This window comes from Streptomyces sp. NRRL S-495 (assembly GCF_000966955.1).
Classification (GTDB): domain Bacteria; phylum Actinomycetota; class Actinomycetes; order Streptomycetales; family Streptomycetaceae; genus Kitasatospora; species Kitasatospora purpeofusca.
In genome coordinates this window covers 1-17,830 of sequence record NZ_JZWY01000100.1, presented here as the reverse complement: position 1 = coordinate 17,830, position 17,830 = coordinate 1, and the positions used below count along the sequence as shown (strand labels likewise).

Here is a 17,830-nt window from a genome sequence, read left to right as displayed (position 1 = left end):
CCCCGCCACCGGCCCCCGACAGCCGCCCGGGGGCCGGGCCGCCTGGATCGCCTGGTCCATCGGGGCCAGCGTCTACGTCCTGGCCGTCATCCACCGCACCAGCCTCGGCGTCGCCGGTCTGGACGCCGCCGACCGCTTCGGGATCGGCGCCTCGGCGCTCTCCACCTTCTCGATCCTCCAGGTCCTCGTCTACGCGGCCATGCAGATACCCGTCGGCGTGCTGGTCGACCGGTTCGGCCCGCGCAAGGTCCTGCTGCTCGGCGTCCTGCTGCTCAGCACCGGCCAGCTCGCCTTCGCCTTCTCCGACGCCTTCGGCCCCGCGCTCGCCTCCCGGGCCGTGCTCGGCTGCGGCGACGCCATGACGTTCATCAGCGTGCTGCGGATCGCCGCCCGTTGGTTCCCCGCCGCGAAGAACCCGCTCGTCGCCCAGCTGACCGGCCTCGCCGGGATGAGCGGCAACCTGGTGACCACCGTCGTCCTCGCCCAGGCCCTGCACAGCGAGGGCTGGACGCCCACCTTCACCGCCATCGCCCTGCTCGGCATCGCCGTCTTCGCGCTCGTCGCGCTCTTCCTCCGCGAATCGCCGGAGGGCGCCGCACCGGCCGCCGCACCGGCCGGACGGCCCCGCCCCGCTGTCCGCCGACAGATCCGGGACGCCTGGCAGGAGCCGGGCACCCGGCTCGGGCTCTGGATCCACTTCACCACGCAGTTCCCCGGCAACGCCTTCGGCCTGCTGTGGGGCCTGCCCTACCTGGTCCAGGCCCAGGGTATGACCCGCACCGAGGCGGGCGGGCTGCTCACCCTGCTGGTGCTCGCCAACATGAGCTTCGGCTTCCTCTTCGGCCGACTGCTCTCCCGGACCTCCCGGGCCCGGATGCCGATCGTGCTCACCACCATCGGTGTCACCTCGCTGCTGTGGGCGGTGACCCTCGCCTGGCCCGAGGGTCACCCGCCGCTCTGGCTGCTGGTCTCGATCATCCTGGTGATGGGCAGCAATGGCCCCGCCTCACTGGTCGGCCTCGACTACGCCCGCGCCCGCAACCCCGTCGAACGCCTCGGCACCGCCTCCGGCATCGTCAACATGGGCGGCTTCATCGGCACGATGATCACCCTGTTCGGCATCGGCGTCCTGCTCGACGCCCTCACCCCGGCCGGGGCGGGCGGGTACTCGGCGAGCGCCTTCCGCTGGGCCTTCTGCTGGCAGTACGTGCCGATGGCGGTGGGCACCGTGATGATCCTGCGGCTGCGGCGGAGGCTCGCGGCGGCGGCGGTCCAGGGTTTTTGACCTGCGGAAATGGGGGCAACCCTCGGTCCTACCGAGGGTTGCCCCCATTTCCGTCAGCCTCGGTACTCGCGCATGAACTCGGCGATCTGCGGCGGTGTGCCGAAGATCCGTGCACCGTGCATCTCCACCAGTACGTTCTCGTGGCCGCCGGCGGGTGTGGTTCCGGGTTCCGGCCCGGACCGGGCCTCGTCCCGCATCCGGACCAGGTCGACGATCCGCAACTTCGGACAACCTGGGACGACCCGGCTGCCCCGGATCCCGACGTGCTCCTCGCCCGGGCACTCGAAGTACGGGCCGAACGGCGGCCCGCTGTCGTCCGGGCCGGGCAGCTGGAGGGCCATCGTCCCGTGGCGGCAGTGGACCGTGCCGTCGGAGTGGACGGTCAGGCCCGGCCAGTCCTCGTGTTCGATCCGTGCGACGAGGTACACCTGCTGCCCGATCGCCTCGCTGAGTGTCTCCGCCATCCGCCGCTGCTGGGTGGGGATGTCGGTGTCCCCCCGACGGATGGAGGGGAGAAGCTCCCGGGTGACCCACTCCTGGAACGACTGGCCGGCTGCCCTGTTCGACCGCATGATCAGCATGTAGAGGCCGGCCTCGCTGATCACGTTCAAGCGTGGATTTCCGCGACTGTGCAGTTTCTGACCTGCGGAAACGTCGTATGCCTGACTCTTAGTCAGGCATACGAGCCGCATGTCCACAGTCCGTGTCTCTTTGCCGTCCAGGGTCTTGCTCGCACGGCTCGCGCTGCCACGGCCCAGCACCGTGCACACGTCCGCCGTGACGAACCACGGCTCGCCGTCGATCATCACGACCCTGATCGGCTGACCCGTGACCGGGAAGCTCGACCGGACCAGCTCCATCCGCCCCTGCACCGTCTGTTCGTCGTCCATCTGGACGCCCCTCCTTCTTCCGGGTGACGCTGCCCGGAACAACGACGGCGAACAGGGGGGGGGGTACTGGTTCCAATGTGCCGTACGGGAGCACGAGGCGCACTCGCCCGGCGTGCACGATGCGTGTACGCCGGGCGAGTGAACAGAGGGGCTACGGGGTGACGGAGAAGTTGGCCAGGACCCGGTCGGCGAGCTCCCGGTCGCCCTCGACGATCACCGAGCCGGGGCGGCCGCGGCCGCAGGCGAGGCGGACGTAGGTCTCCCAGTCGAGGGTGAGCTGGACGTCGGGGGCCAGGCTGATGGACTCGTCCACGCTGCCGCGGCCGGAGGAGTCGACCCGGACGGTGCGCAGGAACTCGACCGGGCCGGTGACGTCGACGACCACGGTGCTGCCGGCCGGGGCGCCGGCCCGGTTGGCGACGGCCTTCGGCAGGCCCTGGAGCAGGACGTCACGGGCGACCAGCGCGGCCGGGGAGTCGAGGTTGCCCGGCGTGCCGAGGGCGCGGCGGAGGTCCTGCTCGTGCACCCAGACGTCGAAGGCGCGCAGCCGGAGCAGCTCGTGGTACGGGATGTCGCGGCTCTGCGGGCCGGCCGGCCAGCGGACCGGCTCGTTCGGGAGCTGCTTGGCGTTCCGCAGTGCCCGGGAGCGGCGGATGATCGTGTAGTCCAGCTCGCCGGTCATCTCCAGCGCGGTGTGGCAGCGGCGCTTGTCGACGGGCAGTTCGAGGTAGCGGGCGGCGTCGGTGGTGACGTGCAGCAGGTCGCGGGGCAGTGAGTGGATCGGGCGCGGGTCGCCGAGGAGTTCGGACTCGACGGCGATCACGTGCGAGACGATGTCCCGGACCGACCAGCCGGGGCACTCGGTGGCCCGGTTCCAGGAGCCCTCCGGCAGGGGTGCCACCAGTTCGGATATCGCCTCGATGGACTGCGTCCACGCGTCGGTGTACGCCTGCACGGTCTGGTTGTCCGTCACGGGAATCTCCGGCCCTCCGTCAGCTGCCTTGCCACGCGTGTCCGCGCGCTCCGGGACCGGTCGGGAAGGTCCGGGTCCCGGGCGCACACGCTAACCGCACGTTACGCTGCCGGGTGAGAGCAGGGCAGCGCTTTCGGGTGACGATCGTAGGACTCTTGCCGTGGACGGTGGTACTGTGCGCGCTTCATTGATCCAACTCGCGGTCTCCGACACGGAGCCCCCGGCCGAACGGCGGGCCCGTGCGGCCGCCCTGGTACGGGCCCAGCGGGGATCCGACCTGGTGGTCCTGCCCGAGCTGTGGGCGCTCGGCGGCTTCGCCTACGACCTCTGGTCGGACGGCGCCGAGGCGCTGGACGGGCCGACCTCGGACGCGATGGCGGCGGCGGCGAAGGCGGCGGGCGTCTGGCTGCACGCCGGTTCGATCGTCGAGCGCGATCCGGACGGGCCGATCTACAACACCTCACTGCTGTTCGCCCCGGACGGCGAGCTGGTGCACACCTACCGCAAGATCCACCGCTTCGGCTTCGACAGCGGTGAGGCGGTGGTGATGGGCGCCGGTCAGGAGATCGTCACCGCGGCCACCGACGTCGGCACGCTGGGCCTGGCGACCTGTTACGACCTGCGCTTCCCGGAGCTGTTCCGGGCGCTGCTGGACGCCGGTGCGCAGGTGCTGGTGGTCCCGGCGGCCTGGCCGGCGCGGCGGCGGGAGCACTGGACGCTGCTGAACCGGGCGCGCGCGGTGGAGGAGCAGGCGTACGTCCTGGCCTGCAACACGGCGGGCACGCACGGCGGGGTCGAGCAGGCCGGCCACAGCATCGCGGTGGACCCGTGGGGCCGGGTGCTGGCCGAGGCGGGGCCCGGGGAGGAGGTGCTGACCGTGGAGTTCGATCCGGCCGAGGTGGCCAAGGCGCGGGCGGAGTTCCCGGTGCACCGGGACCGGCTGCTCGGCATCCCGGCACCGGTCCAGCGCTGACGACACCCCCTCGGGAGGAGTCGGAGCAGGTCAGGAGCGAGGACAGGACTTCAGGAGGCAGGGGCGCGGACGGGCGCATGTGGGGGGCTTGTACACGGCCGTGTCCTTTTTGAGAAGATGAGCCCTCGTCGTGTTACCAGCCGTTCTTCCGCCGGTCTGTCCCGTCCGGCCGCCAGCCCGCCCGAGGAGGTCGCGCGCATGTTCGGCACCGGTGCGGGCGGCACCCGTCCAGTGATCCAGCGCAACAGCCTGCGCGAGCAGATCGCGGGCGCGCTGCGCGAGGAGATGATGGCCGGCCGGCTCGCGGCCGGGCGGAACTTCACCGTCAAGGAGATCGCCGAGCTCTACGGGGTCTCGGCGACCCCGGCCCGCGAGGCGCTGGTCGACCTCGCCGCGCAGGGGCTGCTCCGGGCCGAGCACCACCGGGGCTTCACCGTTCCCGAGTTCGGCTGGGACGACTTCCGGGAGATCTTCGAGTCCCGGGTGCTGATCACCGACAGTTACTTCCGCCGACTGGCCGTGAACCCCGGCCCGCCGGACGACAGCCGGCTGCCCTCGCTGCGCCGCCGGGCGGACGCCGCGGTGCGGGCGGCCCGGTCGGGCAACCTGGACGTGATGGTGGGCTGCGACCGCCGGTTCTGGCAGGAGGTCGCCGGCCTGCTGGGCAACCGCCGGATCGCCGACTACCTGGACTGGCTGCGGGTGCAGTCGTGGATGTTCGCCGCGCGGTACCTGCGGTCGATGCCGCAGCTGGACGGGGTCTGCTGGGACAGCCACCTCGACCTGGTGGACGCGATCGAGGCGCGCGACGTGTCGCGTGTGCACCGGATCGTCTGCGAGTACAACCTCTTCACCGTCGGACTGCTGGCCGAGCTGGCCGGGCAGCCGGTGGAGACGGTGGGAGTGCTGCCGCTGCTGACCGGGCGCCCGGTCGCCGCACCGGGCGGCCCCGGGGGTCAGGACGGCCCGGTGGCGCCCCGGACCGGTGAGGACGCGGAGGCCGGGAGCGCGCCGCGGCCGGAGAGTGCCGCGCAGAGTCCGCGGACCGAGGGCGGCAGCGGGCCGGAGCAGCCGGCGCCGGGTACCGCGCACCACCCGGCGGAGCCGGGCCGGGAGGACGGCGGTGCCCGGGGCCGGGAGCGCGACCTCGGCCGCGAGCTGGGCCGTGAGCTGGGCCTGGGCCTCGGCCTGGTGCCGCAGCCGAGGTCGGTCCCGTACGGACGGTTCGGCCGCCGGCTGCCCGAACCGCCGTCCGGCCAACTGCCCGAGGGACGGCCCGATCCGCATCGCGCGCCGGGCCGGTAGGGTGGGCGGTCGTTCGTCCCGGCCGCTCCTCGTACCGACCGTCCGGGTACCGACCCCCGCCCATCCGCCGTCCGCCGCCGCGCGGCCGGTTCCCGCCGCCCGGAGAGGAAGAGCCGGCCCATGGCCTGCGACCTCTGGCTCGTCCCGCTGGTGGACGTACTGAGCCACAGCCCCGACAACCCGTTCCGGGACGACCTCGCGCTCTACAACCGGGTGCTGGCCGACAACGGCCTGCCCGAGATGCCGGTCTACCGGTACGTGCCGGGACTCAGCGGGGCGGTCGAGCCGATAGCCGCCTTCGACTACGACTCGCTGCACTTCCTGCGCCGGGCCTACCTGCTGGGCCTCACCGGCCTGGACATCACGCCGGTGGACGCGCTGGGCGGGGACTACGAGCAGCTGCTGGAGATGTTCGAGAGCAGCGCCGAGCAGTCGCACCTGGTCTGGCACTTCGACCACGCCGGCGCCTATGTGCCGATCGAGTTCGCCGCCCCGCTGGTGGAGGAGTCGCTGCTGGCCTCGGGCGGGCCGCTCGGCTCCAGCCACGGGCTGCTGCGCGAGCTCCAGGCGGTGGCCCCGGCGCTGGGCATCGACCCGCTCGACCCGCCGGCGCCGACCAGGCCGCTCGGTCCGACCGGCCTGGAGCAGCCGTTCGGACCGCCGCTGGACGACCTGCACCCGTTCGCCCGGGAGCGGCACGCCTGGGCGGGCCTGTACGCGGCGGCGACCCGGAGCCTGCACCAGGGCTCGATGGTCGTCTTCGCCTGAGCCACAGGCCACGACCGCCGACCAGCTACGGTCGGCCGCCGCCCGCGCCCGGACCGCCCGCCCCGCTACCGCAGCGGCCCCTCCGGCGGCCGCTGGCGCGGCATGGTGGGCCTGGCTCCCGGCGGCGGCAGCACCCGGACCTGGGCCCCGACACCCGGCTCGGTACGCCCGCCCCAGCTGCCGGAGGCCTGGGTGGGCAGCCGGGTCATCCCGGCCCGGAACTCCAGCATCCACTCCGAGGTCTCCGTGCGGACCATGTCCGAGACGTCCTCGCAGAACCGCCGCAGCACCCCGAGGCACCGCTCGGCGGCCTCGCCCGCGGTCCCCTCGGTGGGGCCGAGCACCTCCCGGACGCACTCCGACGCCCAGTCGAACTGGAAGGCCTCCAGCCGCCGCTGCAGCGCCTGGGCGGTGGAGACGTCGCGCATCCAGCCGGAGGTCAGTCCGAACGCCCGGTCCGCGCCGTAGCAGGCGCCGGCCAGCGCCAGCCCGACGTAGCCCCAGTCGGCGGCGTGGGCGACCGTGCCGGTGAGGTCGACCAGCGGGGCGGTGACCCCGCCGACCGCGAAGCCGGTCGTGCCGAAGCGCAGCAGCCGGGCCCAGCGGCGCTTCCAGATCCGGTCGCGGCGGTACCAGTCGATCGCCTCGACCGCCCGCTCCTCGGACCAGCGGTACAGCTCCTCCAGCCGCTCGGCGGGCTCCCCCCAGTCCCCGAGCGGGAACTGGCGGGCGCTCAGGTCGGAGCGGTGGCGGGTCGACGCGCGGTGCGCGAGGGTCGCGGCGGGCGGATCCTCCTCGCCGATCTCCTTGCCCCAGGCACTCTCCTCGGGCTGCATTTCCGGCTGGCTCACCTGTGGGGCTCCCTGTGGCGGGCGGACGGCTGGTCTGGCTGGTCCCGACTCCGCGCGGACTGACGTGTCGTCGGCCTGACGGCCGGTGAAACGCCGGACAACGCGCCGAACACGCCGCCGTTCCGGGGCGGGTGCGGGTGTCCCGGGGCGGTACCGCCGGCGGCCGCCGGCGGTGGTCCAACAGCACTTCTTACCGCCAAATGGCTGATCATGGGGGCGCTTCACCAATGATCGTTATCGGATTCGGCCACCGGATCCCGAGGTGGGAGGGTTGCGGCGGTCGGCGGGATTTCACCCGTCCGAGGGAGTCGTCGGTGACCCGCTGTCCTGACCCGGGCACCGCGGGGCGACTCCGGCACCCCCGGGACTGGATGATCCTCCGAGGCCGTGCGTGTACCCGACCCCCTCGATTGTCTCTTCCTACGGGACCGGAGAGCGGCCGGAACCGGCCACCGACTACCCTTACCCAGCGTGAAGGTCCTCGTCATCGGCGGCGGCGCCCGCGAACACGCCCTGTGCCGCTCTCTGTCCCAAGATCCCGCCGTGACCGAGCTGCACTGTGCCCCGGGCAACGCCGGGATCGCGCAGGTGGCGACGGTCCACCCGGTCGACCAGCTCGACGGCGCGCAGGTCACCGCGCTCGCCGGGCGGCTCGGCGCCGAACTGGTCGTGGTCGGCCCGGAGGCCCCGCTGGTCGCGGGCGTCGCCGACGCCGTGCGCGCGGCCGGCATCCCGGTGTTCGGCCCGTCCGCGGAGGCCGCCCTGCTGGAGGGCTCCAAGGCCTTCGCCAAGGACGTGATGGCCGGCGCCGGCGTACCCACCGCCCGCTCCTACGTCTGCACCACCGCCGCCGAGGCCGCCGAGGCCCTGGACGCCTTCGGCCCGCCCTACGTGGTCAAGGACGACGGCCTGGCCGCCGGCAAGGGCGTCGTGGTCACCTCCGACCGCGCGGAGGCGCTGGCCCACGCCGAGGCCTGCGAGAGGGTGGTGATCGAGGAGTACCTGGACGGCCCCGAGGTCTCGCTGTTCGCGATCACCGACGGCACCACCGTCCTCCCGCTCCAGCCCGCCCAGGACTTCAAGCGCGCCCTGGACGGCGACCAGGGTCCCAACACCGGCGGCATGGGCGCCTACTCGCCGCTGCCCTGGGCTCCCGAGGGCCTGGTCGAGGACGTCCTGGCGACCGTGCTGCAGCCGACCGTGGACGAGCTGCGCCGCCGCGGCACCCCGTTCTCCGGCCTGCTCTACGCCGGTCTGGCGCTGACCTCGCGCGGCACCCGGGTGATCGAGTTCAACGCACGTTTCGGCGACCCGGAGACCCAGGTCGTGCTGGCCCGGCTGCGCACCCCGCTGGCGGGCGTGCTGCACGCCTCGGCCACCGGCACCCTGGACCAGCTGGAGCCGCTGCGCTGGGACGAGGGCGCCGCGGTCACCGTGGTGATCGCCGCCGAGGGCTACCCGGCGGCGCCGCGCACCGGAGACCCGATCGAGGGCCTGGCCGAGGCCGAGGCCGCCGACGGCACCGCGTACGTGCTGCACGCCGGGACGAAGGCGGACGGCGACGGCCGGGTGCTGAGCGCCGGGGGCCGGGTGCTGTCCGTCACCGCGACCGGTGGCGACCTCGTCGAGGCGCGCGAGCGGGCGTACCGCTCGGTCGGGCGGATCTCGCTGGCCGGCGGCCAGCACCGCGGGGACATCGCCCTGAAGGCCGCGCAGTAGCGGCCGCCCGCCCCCGTTCCGTCCCCGGGCCCCCGGCACGCCTCCGCGCGCCGGGGGCCCGGGCGTTCCTGGCCGCGCCCTCCCGCCCCGTCGGCGGCCGTCGGCGCCGCCCCGCGGGCCCGCCCGGCGCGAGCCCCGGCGCGGACGCCCGGGGAGCCCCCGCGCCCTCCCCCGCACCTCGTGGACAACCCCCATGGCCGCAGCGCGCCCCGGCGTTTCCGGGCCGGGTGGGACGGGAGCGACACCCGGTGCCGCCACACCGTTCGGTCCCCGGAATCCAGCCCATCGAGTGACAGCGACCGCATCCAGCTGACGTAACCGGCCGCCCGGCCTTATGGTGCGCTGGACCACGGCACCACAGGTCGGGCCGCTTCCGGCCGCCGCCGGGTAACGGTGGTCGTGCGGGGGGATGCTGGACGGCGTCCGGCCGGACCGGACCCGCCGGGCGCTTCCCGGGGGCGGTCGTCCGGTTTTCGGGCGGTGTCACCGGGACGAGTGGAAACCGGGTCGATCCGGAACGCCCACCCGGACCCGGGCGTCGAAAATGTCGGAAGCGCCACGCAGCATGTACTACCGGGGCTCGGACACCACCGATTCCCGGTCGGAACTGATCGTTTCGAATCGGCTCAGGGCCCCTCACGGGTGCCCCAGGGCTCCGAAGGGGGTGCCGCACCGTATGGCCGCTGTCGACACCGCGCGCGCTCACGCCCAGGCGGTCCTGCGGATCCGGGGTCTCGCCCTGGCCGCCGCCGCGCTGCCCGCCGCCACCGCGGTGGTGCTGCTCGCCGGCCGGTTCACCGGGCGGATCGGTGCCCCGGGCTCCCCCGACGGGGCGGGCTGGGACATCGCCCGCTGGACGGTCTGCGCGGTGGCCGCGCTGACCCTCCTGGTGGCCGGGCTGGCCGCCCGCGCCTACCGCCGGGCCGTCCCGCCGCAGACCCCGGCCGTGCCGCTGGACCGCGCCCAGGCCCCCGAGCTGTACCGGCTGATCGACGAACTGGCGGACCGGCTGGAGGTCCCCGCGCCGTCCGCCGTGGCGCTCACCCCGGACTGCGACAGCTGGCTGGAGGACGTGCCGACGCCGAGGCCCCGCCGCTCCCGGGCGGCCGGCCACGAACCGACCGCCCCGGTGCTGGTCATCGGCTCGCCGTTCCTCTGGTGGATGCGGGCCGGTGAGCTGCGGGCGCTGCTCGCCCCGGTGGTGGCCGGCACCGCGGCCGCCGCGGACCCGGAGATCGCCGCCGCCCGGCACTTCCTGCGCGCGCTGGACGCCAGCCTGGACGCCGGCCCCGCCGACGGACCGGCCGGACTCCCCGGGAGCTGCGCACCGCGCCCGCCCCGCCGGGGCCCGGTCGCCCTGGCCGACCGCCTCACCGACCGGATCACCCGCCGGCTGCTGGGCGCCTGCCGCGAGCACGCCGCCGAGCTGGAGCGCTCCGTCGCCGGCTGGGCCTCCGAGCAGGCCCGCGGCGTCGACTACGGCCTGCGGATCGCCGCCCAGGAGCAGGTCGGCCTCGCCTACGCGGGCTGGGACCGGCTGCTCACCCGGGTCGCGCTGCCCGCCTGGCGGCTCGGCCGGCACCCCGCGCACCTGAACGCCGGGGTGGTGGCCGCGCTCACCGAGCTGTCCCGGCGCGACCGGTTGGCCGACGGCTACAGCAGCCGGCTCGGCGACCGCCCGGCCTGCGACCTGCTGGAGGAGCCGGGCGAGGTGGACGCCGCGGTCTCCCGGCTCGCCGCCGAGCTGTTCTTCGGGGCGCCCGCCTCCGGTGCCTGGCGCGAGCTGGAGTGGGTCGACTACCCGGCCGAGGTGGTGGACGCCGGCTGGCGGGCCCGCGCCGCCGCCCTGCAGTCGGCGCTGGACCTGCTCGCCCCGCAGGCCCGCCCCGTCGCCCCGACGCTGACCCGGCTGCTGGGCCGGCTGGCCGACGGCGACGGCGAGCGGCTGGCCAGCGCGCTCGCCGCCCAGCTGGCGCGCACCACCGCGCCCGCGCCGCTGCTCGAACCGGTCAGGTCCGGGCGGGACGTCCTGGTCGACCACGTCACCGCGATGGTCTGCTGCGCCGCCGTGGACACCGCGGGTGCCGTCCCCGGTCTCGACTGGCTGGACGGCCCGGTGCTGCTGCTCGGCGGGGTCCGCCGCACCGACCTGGCCGAGCCGGTCGCCCAGGCCGTCGAACAGGGCCAGGACGGGCCGCTGCGGGCCTGGCTGGACGCCGCGGACGTCCGGCTGGAGAAGCCGGTCCGGCTCTGACCCCGCCCCGGCCGGCCCCTCGGGGGCGCGGGCCCCGGTGCTGAGCGCCCCCGGCCGGACCGGTCGCCCCGGGTCTTCGCAGGCCGGAGGCCGTCCGTCCGACGGCCCGGAAGATTCCCACCACTAGTTGCTACCGTGGGGTGACGCAGCGCCAGCGCGGTGTGGTGTATTAGACCGCACGCACATCCGGGAGGCACGTGCCAACCGGCGAAGGTGCACCTGGGAGGGGCGCGCGTGGGGACCGAACTCAACCGCCGCTGGGAGTCCGGGACGCACGCGCACAGCGTCTCCGACCCCTTCGGCCAGGGCCCGCTGCCCTGGCTGCGCAGCCCGGACCAGTACGTCGCCGGTGCCGAGGGCGACGAAGTGCCCTGGTACGTCTCGGTGGACGCGCCCGGGCAGCGCCCGCTGTCCGCCGGGGTGCGGGGCAGACCGGCGGTCGGCAGCCCGCTCGGCGCCAACGACGAGGAACTGCAGATCAAGGGCTTCGCCTCGGCCGGGGTGGTCCGCCCGGGCGGCTCGGTGGACCTGCGGGTCACCGTCAATCCGCCCCGCGAGTTCACCGTCGACGTCTTCCGGATCGGCCACTACGCGGGCGACGGCGCCCACCACATGACGTCCAGTCCGCTGATCGCCGGGATGTCCCAGCCGGCCCCGATGGTGGTCGGCCGGACCGTCTCCTGCCACCACTGGTGGCACACCTGGCGGCTGCAGATCCCGCAGCACTGGCGGCCCGGCGCCTACGTCGCCGTGCTCACCACCGCCGACATGCTGCACCGCAGCCACATCCCCTTCACGGTGCGGGACTTCGAGGACCAGAACCGCTCCGCCGAGCTGCTGCTGGTGCTCCCCGACGTGACCTGGCAGGCGTACAACCTCTTCCCCGAGGACGGCCGCAGCGGCGCCAGCCTCTACCACGCCTGGGACGGCGGCCGGCTGGTCGGCGAGCCCGAGGCGGCCGTCACCGTCTCCTTCGACCGGCCGCACGCCACGGCCGGGCTGCCGCTGCACGTCGGCCACGCCTACGACTTCATCCGCTGGGCCGAGCGCTACGGCTACGACCTCTCCTACGCCACCGCCACCGACCTGCACGCCGGCCTGGTCGACGCCTCCCGGCACCGGGCGCTGGTCTTCCCCGGCCACGACGAGTACTGGTCCGAGCCGATGCGCCGCGCCGCCGAACGGGCCCGGGACGGTGGCACCTCGCTGGTCTTCCTCTCCGCCAACACCATGTACTGGCGGGTCGAGCTGAGCCCCGGTCCCTCCGGCGAGCCCAACCGGATGCTCAACTGCCGCAAGCGCCAGAAGGTCGGCCCGGGCAGCCCGGCGGCCGGGGTGCCCGGCGCCGCCAGCGCGCTGTGGCGCGACGCCGGCGAGCCCGAGCAGCACCTGCTCGGACTGCAGTACTCCGGCCGGGTCGCCGCGCCGGTCCCGCTGGTCGCCCGGCACACCGCGCACTGGCTCTGGGACGGCACCGGTGTCCAGGAGGGCGAGGAGCTGCCCGGGCTGGTGGCGGGCGAGGCGGACCGCTACTACCCCAGGGTCGCCCTGCCCGAGCACAGCGAGCGGGTGCTGCTCGCCCACTCCCCGTACCGGGACCTGGCCGGCCGCACCCGGCACCAGGAGACCTCGCTCTACCGGGCCCCCAGCGGCGCCTACGTCTTCGCTTCCGGCACCTTCGCCTGGTCGCCCGCGCTGGACCGCCCGGGGCTCACGGACGAGCGGATCCAGCGGGCCACCGCGAACCTGCTGGACCGGCTCTGCAAGAACGGCTGACCGCTGCGGCCCGGGTCCGGCCCCCGGGCCGGACCGGTGGCCATGACAGACTCGACCCCAGTGACCTCCCCTTTCGCGCCCCACGCCCGCGAACGACCCCTGAGGACTGAGACGATCTTGAGCGGATTTGTCACCAAGCCCGAGCCGGTCCAGGTGCCCGGCCTGGTCCACCTGCACACCGGCAAGGTGCGCGACCTGTACCGCGCCGAGTCGGGTGAGCTGGTGATGGTCGCCAGCGACCGCACCTCGGCCTACGACTGGGTGCTGCCCAACGAGATCCCGGACAAGGGCCGCATCCTCACCCAGCTCTCGCTGTGGTGGTTCGAGCGGATCGCCGACATCGTGCCCAACCACGTGGTCTCCACCGAGGTCCCGGCCGGCGCCCCCGCCGACTGGAAGGGCCGCACCCTGGTCTGCCGCAGCCTGGACATGGTGCCGGTCGAGTGCGTCGCCCGCGGCTACCTGGCCGGCTCCGGCCTGGAGGAGTACCGGGCCTCCCGCACCGTCTGCGGCATCGCGCTGCCCGAGGGCCTGGACGACGGCTCCGAGCTGCCCGCCCCGATCTACACCCCCGCCCTCAAGGCCGAGGTCGGCGAGCACGACGAGAACGTCTCCTACGAGGAGACCGCCCGCCGGGTCGGCGCCGAGCTGGCCAACCAGCTCCGCCGGACCACCCTGGACGTCTACTCCCGGGCCCGGGACATCGCCCGCGGCCGGGGCATCCTGCTGGCCGACACCAAGTTCGAGTTCGGCCTGCTGGACGGCGAGCTGGTGATCGGCGACGAGGTGCTCACCCCGGACTCCTCGCGCTTCTGGCCGGCCGACGAGTGGGAGCCGGGCCACCCCCAGCCCTCCTTCGACAAGCAGATCATCCGCGACTGGCTGACCTCCCCGGCCTCCGGCTGGGACCGGAAGAGCGAGCAGCCGCCGCCGGAGCTGCCGGCCGAGGTCGTCGACCGCGTCCGTGCCAAGTACGTCGAGGCGTACGAGCGGATCACCGGCCTGACCTGGGTCTGAGACCGGGCGGGCGCCCGCGGGCCGGCGGTCAGATCCAGCCGTGCTCGCGGGCGATCCGCACCGCCGCGTGCCGGTTCTCCGCGCCCAGCTTGGCGACGGCCGAGGACAGGTAGTTGCGCACGGTGCCCTGGGAGAGCGAGGCGCGTTCCGCGATCCCGGCGATCGAGGTGCCGTCGGCGGCCAGCTCCAGCACATCGGTCTCGCGCGGGGTCAGCGGTGTCTCCCCGGCGGAGATCGCGTCCGCCGCGAGCTCCGGATCCACGTACCGGCCGCCGGCCCGGACGGTCCGGATGATCCCGGCCAGGTCCGCCGCCGAGACGGTCTTCGGCAGGAAGCCCCGGACGCCGACCTCCAGCGCCCGCTTCAGATAGCCGGGGCGGCCGTGACCGGTGACGATCATGCAGCGGCAGTCCGGCAGCAGCGCCCGCAGCCGGGTGGCCACCTCGATGCCGTCCAGACCGGGCATCTGGAGGTCCAGCACCGCGATGTCCGGCCGGTGCGCCTCGGCCATCGCCAGCGCCTCCGGGCCGGAGGCCGCCTGCGCGACCACGGCGATGTCCTCCTCCAGGGAGAGCAGCGCGGCGAGCGCGCCGCGGATCAGGTGCTCGTCGTCGGCGAGCAGGACGCGGACGGGCGCGGGGTCGGTCATCGGCGGGCCTTCCGTACGGCGGGGGTCAGAGCGGGACGCTGGCGAGCAGCCGGAAGAGCCCCGGCCCGGCGTCCGGGACGGTCAGCTCGCCGTTGTGGGCGGCGAGCCGTTCCCGCAGGCCGCTCAGGCCGGTCCCACCGCCCTGGGAGGGCAGCGGCACGGCCGGCACCCCGTCATTCTCCAGCTCCAGCAGGACCCGGCCGCCCTCGCGGCGGAGCCTGATCGAGCAGTGGCCCGCCTCGCTGTGCCGCAGCACATTGGTGGTGGCCTCGCGGATCACCCAGCCGAGCACCGACTGGACCGCCTCCGGCAGCTCCTCGGTGTGCTCGCCGAGGTCGATCTCGCAGACCACGTCGGCGGAGCGGAGCACCGCGCGGGCGCCGACCGCCTCCGCGTGCAGGGCCGCCGTGCGGTAGCCGCGGACCACGTCGCGGACCTCGCGCTGGGACTCCTGGGCGATCTGCTGCACCTCGGCCATCTGCTCGGCGGCCTCCGGGCGGCCGCGCCGGGCCAGCTGGACGGCCAGCTCGCTCTTGAGCGCGATGGTGGTGAGGTTGCGGCCCATCACGTCGTGCAGGTCTCGGGAGAACCGCAGCCGCTCCTCGGCGACGGCCAGCCGGGCCTGGGCCTCGCGGGCGGTGTCCAGCTCCTGGACCACGGACTGGAGCCAGGCGAAGCTGCGGCAGCTGCAGCCGATGAGGACCATCACCAGGCCGCTGCCGACCAGGACCCCGAGGGACGTCCCCGGGGTGGCACCGGTGAGCAGCATCGCGGGGAGGACGGCGACCAGGGCGCCGGCCCCGGCGAGGGCGGCCCGTCGCGGGGGCAGTCCGACCGAGGCCGGGCCGAAGGCGGAGAAGAGCATGGTGCTGACGACCGGGAGGGTGAAGACCACCTCCTCCCCGCCGGGGACCGGCTCGACCCGCGGGCCGAGCAGCAGCACCGCCCAGGACCCGGCCACCGCGACGACGCCGTTGACGGCGAGCCAGCGCAGATGGTCGGTGGGCCGGTTCAGGTAGTGGTCCAGCGAGGTCCGGTAGGCGCGCAGGGTGACCAGGGTGAGGGCGAGGCCGACCACCAGGGACACCCGGGCGGCCGGGTGGGCCCCGGACTCCGGGTCGGCCGAGTTGATCAGCAGGGTGACCGGCAGCGGGGCCAGCGCCATCAGATAGAGCGACCAGCGGAGGTAGAGCTCGGAGCGCTGGGGCTTGGAACGGCCCCGCCACACGCGCACCGGATTCACGACACCCATCTCTTCCGCTCCCCGTTCCGTCATGATCGTGCTGCGGCCTTCATATCAGAGGTCGAACGGGGAGCGGGCCTTCGGATCGGTACCGGCCGGACGGGCACTCAGCGGCGCGGCTCCCAGCGGAAGTACCGGACGGCGCCCCAGACCGCGAGGGCGAGCCAGACGCTCCCGGTGACCAGGTGCGGAGCCGCGGTGGCCCAGGTGCCGGCGAAACCGGTCGGGGCGGCCGAGCCGTCGGTGCCGAACCAGCCGACCCGGACCAGCTGGAAGGCCGGGGTGGCGGGCAGCAGGCGGCAGATGTCGGCGAGGCGCTCGGGCATGACCTCCAGCGGGACGAACAGCCCGGAGCCGAACTGCGTGATCAGCAGGACCGGCATGGTGGTGATGCCGGCGCTCTCCACGGTCCGGGTGAAGGCGCTGGAGACGGCGGCCAGTGCCATCAGCGTCGCGACCGCCAGGGCCAGGCCGACGACCAGCAGCAGCGGGTTGACCGGTGCGGTGAGGTCCAGGGCGGTGGCGCCGACGACACCGATCACCCCGCACATCAGCAGGGCCAGGCCGACCGAGGGGACGGCGGTGCCGACCAGGATCTCGATGTCCCTGGCCTCCCCGGTGCGCAGCCGCTTGAGGACCAGCTCGCCGCGGCGGGCCACATAGGCGGCGGTCAGGTTGTAGTAGACGACGAAGGCCAGCACCATGCCGACCGCGCCGTTGACCAGCAGCGAGTCGACGTCCAGGCCGGGGCTGCTCTCCGCCTGCTGGTCGAGGACGTTCTTGAGCCCGCCGACCAGCAGCACCGGCAGCAGTACGGCGGTGAACAGGGCGGTCCGGTTGCGGAGCAGCAGGACCCCCTCGGCCCGGCCGAGGGCGAGCAGTCGGCGGACGACGGTGCTCCGCGGCCCGACGTCGGAGGACCGGGTGCTCTGCGGACCGGCGGTGGTGGTGGCGGTGGTCATCGGGCGAGTCCGATCAGCTTGCGGCGGGCGGGGGGAGCGGCCGGGGTGTCGGCCGGGGGCCGGTGGCCGGCCTCGGAGGCGATGGCGAGGAAGGCCTCTTCCAGCGAGGCGCTGCGGGCGTCGAGGGCGCCGAGCGCGATCCCGTGCCGGTCGGCCCAGCCGAGCAGCTCGGTCAGGGTGGCCTGGAGGGCGGGCGTCTTGACGGTGACCTTCCGGCCGTCGACGGTGACCGTGGTGCCGGCCAGCGGCGGGAGGGAGGTGCCGGTGAACGCGGGGAGCTCGAAGCCGATCCGGGACGGGCGCCCGGCGATCACCTCGGCCACCGTGCCGGCCGCGACGATCTGCCCGTCGTGCATGATCGCCAGCCGGTCGGCGAGCTCCTCGGCCTCCTCCAGGTAGTGCGTGGTGAGCAGCACCGTGGTGCCCTCGGCGCGCAGCTCGCGGACCAGCTGCCAGACGGCGGCGCGGGCCTCCGGGTCGAGGCCGGTGCTCGGCTCGTCCAGGAACAGCACCTCGGGCCGTCCGAGCAGGGCCATCGCCAGGTCGAGGCGGCGGCGCTCGCCGCCGGAGAGCTGCTTGACCCGGACGCCGCGGCGGTGGCCGAGGCCGACCAGCTCCAGCGCCTCGTCCAGGGGGCGGGCGTGGCTGGTGATGCCGGCCCAGGCGCGGCCGGTCTCGCCGACGGTGAGGTCGCCGGGGAAGCCGCCCTCCTGGAGCATGATGCCGATCCGGGGGCGGACGGCGGCCCGCTCCTGGTGCGGGTCGTGCCCGAGCACCCGGACCCGGCCCTCGGTCGGGGCGGCGAGGCCCTCGATGAGTTCCATGGTGGAGGTCTTGCCGGCCCCGTTGGTGCCCAGCAGGGCGAACAGCTCGCCGCGGCCGACGGTGAGGTCGACGCCGCGGACCGCGTGGTAGCGGTCACTGCCGGCGCCGTAGTGGCGGTGCAGGTCGGTGACCTCGATCACGTGGTCGCCGGCGGCGTGGGGCTGGCTCGTTTCCATGCCTCAAGCCTTCCGCCGACCGGGCCGCGCGGGCAGTGCGCGGTCTCACCGGAACCCGGTGCGGATCCACGGGTGGGCGATGACAAATGTCATGGGTGCCGTCGCGATTCCGCCGGGGCGGGAAACGCCGAAGGGCCCTCTCTTCCGAGAGGACCCTTCGCACT

The 17,830-nt window shown here is 74.4% G+C and carries 15 protein-coding genes; 8 read left to right on the top strand and 7 right to left on the bottom strand.

Translation table 11 applies throughout. The features are described from left to right. Positions 1 to 1,285 (top strand): MFS transporter (locus VR45_RS07385; protein WP_045938863.1); only part of this gene is annotated, 1,285 nt, incomplete at its 5' end. Between the two features lie 53 nt (positions 1,286 to 1,338). Here the strand turns inward: VR45_RS07385 and VR45_RS07380 are convergent. Both VR45_RS07380 and VR45_RS07375 read right to left on the bottom strand, forming a co-directional pair. Next, on the bottom strand, positions 1,339 to 2,145 hold the full coding sequence (locus VR45_RS07380; protein ID WP_159394141.1) for a Bro-N domain-containing protein: 807 nt from the start codon (positions 2,143 to 2,145) through the stop codon (positions 1,339 to 1,341). A 181-nt stretch (positions 2,146 to 2,326) separates the two neighbouring features. Next, entirely contained in the window at positions 2,327 to 3,148 is an 822-nt protein-coding gene (locus VR45_RS07375) for a maleylpyruvate isomerase family mycothiol-dependent enzyme (protein ID WP_045938861.1), read from the bottom strand. Positions 3,149 to 3,323: 175 nt separating this feature from the next. On the opposite strand from VR45_RS07375, the gene VR45_RS07370 reads away from it, so the two are divergent. The 3 genes from VR45_RS07370 to VR45_RS07360 all read left to right on the top strand — a co-directional run bounded on the left by VR45_RS07370 (position 3,324) and on the right by VR45_RS07360 (position 6,194). Further along, a complete protein-coding gene (locus VR45_RS07370; protein WP_030392477.1) occupies positions 3,324 to 4,121 on the top strand; it encodes a carbon-nitrogen family hydrolase in 798 nt (265 codons plus the stop codon). A gap of 198 nt (positions 4,122 to 4,319) precedes the next feature. Then, positions 4,320 to 5,426: a GntR family transcriptional regulator gene (locus tag VR45_RS48390; RefSeq protein WP_063772426.1), complete on the top strand. Its 1,107-nt coding sequence runs from the start codon at positions 4,320 to 4,322 to the stop codon at positions 5,424 to 5,426. 120 nt (positions 5,427 to 5,546) lie between these two features. Then, positions 5,547 to 6,194, top strand: coding sequence for a hypothetical protein (locus VR45_RS07360; protein WP_030392479.1), 648 nt, complete (start codon positions 5,547 to 5,549; stop codon positions 6,192 to 6,194). 65 nt (positions 6,195 to 6,259) lie between these two features. On the opposite strand, the gene VR45_RS07355 is transcribed toward VR45_RS07360, so the two are convergent. Further along, positions 6,260 to 7,045, bottom strand: coding sequence for an SLATT domain-containing protein (locus VR45_RS07355; protein WP_045938860.1), 786 nt, complete (start codon positions 7,043 to 7,045; stop codon positions 6,260 to 6,262). A gap of 471 nt (positions 7,046 to 7,516) precedes the next feature. Between VR45_RS07355 and purD the strand changes: the two genes are divergently transcribed. The 4 genes from purD to VR45_RS07335 all read left to right on the top strand — a co-directional run bounded on the left by purD (position 7,517) and on the right by VR45_RS07335 (position 13,811). Beyond that, entirely contained in the window at positions 7,517 to 8,764 is a 1,248-nt protein-coding gene (gene purD, locus VR45_RS07350; protein WP_045938859.1) for a phosphoribosylamine--glycine ligase, read from the top strand. 676 nt (positions 8,765 to 9,440) lie between these two features. Beyond that, entirely contained in the window at positions 9,441 to 11,018 is a 1,578-nt protein-coding gene (locus VR45_RS07345; protein WP_045938858.1) for a membrane protein, read from the top strand. A 234-nt stretch (positions 11,019 to 11,252) separates the two neighbouring features. Beyond that, positions 11,253 to 12,794 (top strand): N,N-dimethylformamidase beta subunit family domain-containing protein, encoded by a 1,542-nt coding sequence (locus VR45_RS07340; RefSeq protein WP_045938857.1) that lies wholly within the window; start codon positions 11,253 to 11,255, stop codon positions 12,792 to 12,794. 117 nt (positions 12,795 to 12,911) lie between these two features. Next, entirely contained in the window at positions 12,912 to 13,811 is a 900-nt protein-coding gene (locus VR45_RS07335; RefSeq protein ID WP_045938856.1) for a phosphoribosylaminoimidazolesuccinocarboxamide synthase, read from the top strand. 28 nt (positions 13,812 to 13,839) lie between these two features. On the opposite strand, the gene VR45_RS07330 is transcribed toward VR45_RS07335, so the two are convergent. From VR45_RS07330 to VR45_RS07315, 4 genes are all read right to left on the bottom strand, one after another. After that, a complete protein-coding gene (locus VR45_RS07330; RefSeq protein ID WP_030392485.1) occupies positions 13,840 to 14,460 on the bottom strand; it encodes a response regulator transcription factor in 621 nt (206 codons plus the stop codon). A gap of 25 nt (positions 14,461 to 14,485) precedes the next feature. After that, entirely contained in the window at positions 14,486 to 15,712 is a 1,227-nt protein-coding gene (locus tag VR45_RS07325; RefSeq protein ID WP_045938855.1) for a sensor histidine kinase, read from the bottom strand. Positions 15,713 to 15,810: 98 nt separating this feature from the next. Then, the gene (locus VR45_RS07320) at positions 15,811 to 16,665 is read right to left on the bottom strand and encodes an ABC transporter permease (RefSeq protein ID WP_045938854.1); all 855 of its coding nucleotides are present in this window, start codon (positions 16,663 to 16,665) and stop codon (positions 15,811 to 15,813) included. Continuing rightward, a complete protein-coding gene (locus tag VR45_RS07315) occupies positions 16,662 to 17,666 on the bottom strand; it encodes an ABC transporter ATP-binding protein (protein WP_045938853.1) in 1,005 nt (334 codons plus the stop codon). Before VR45_RS07315 ends, VR45_RS07320 begins: the two co-directional genes overlap by 4 nt. Between the last annotated feature and the right edge of the window lie 164 nt (positions 17,667 to 17,830).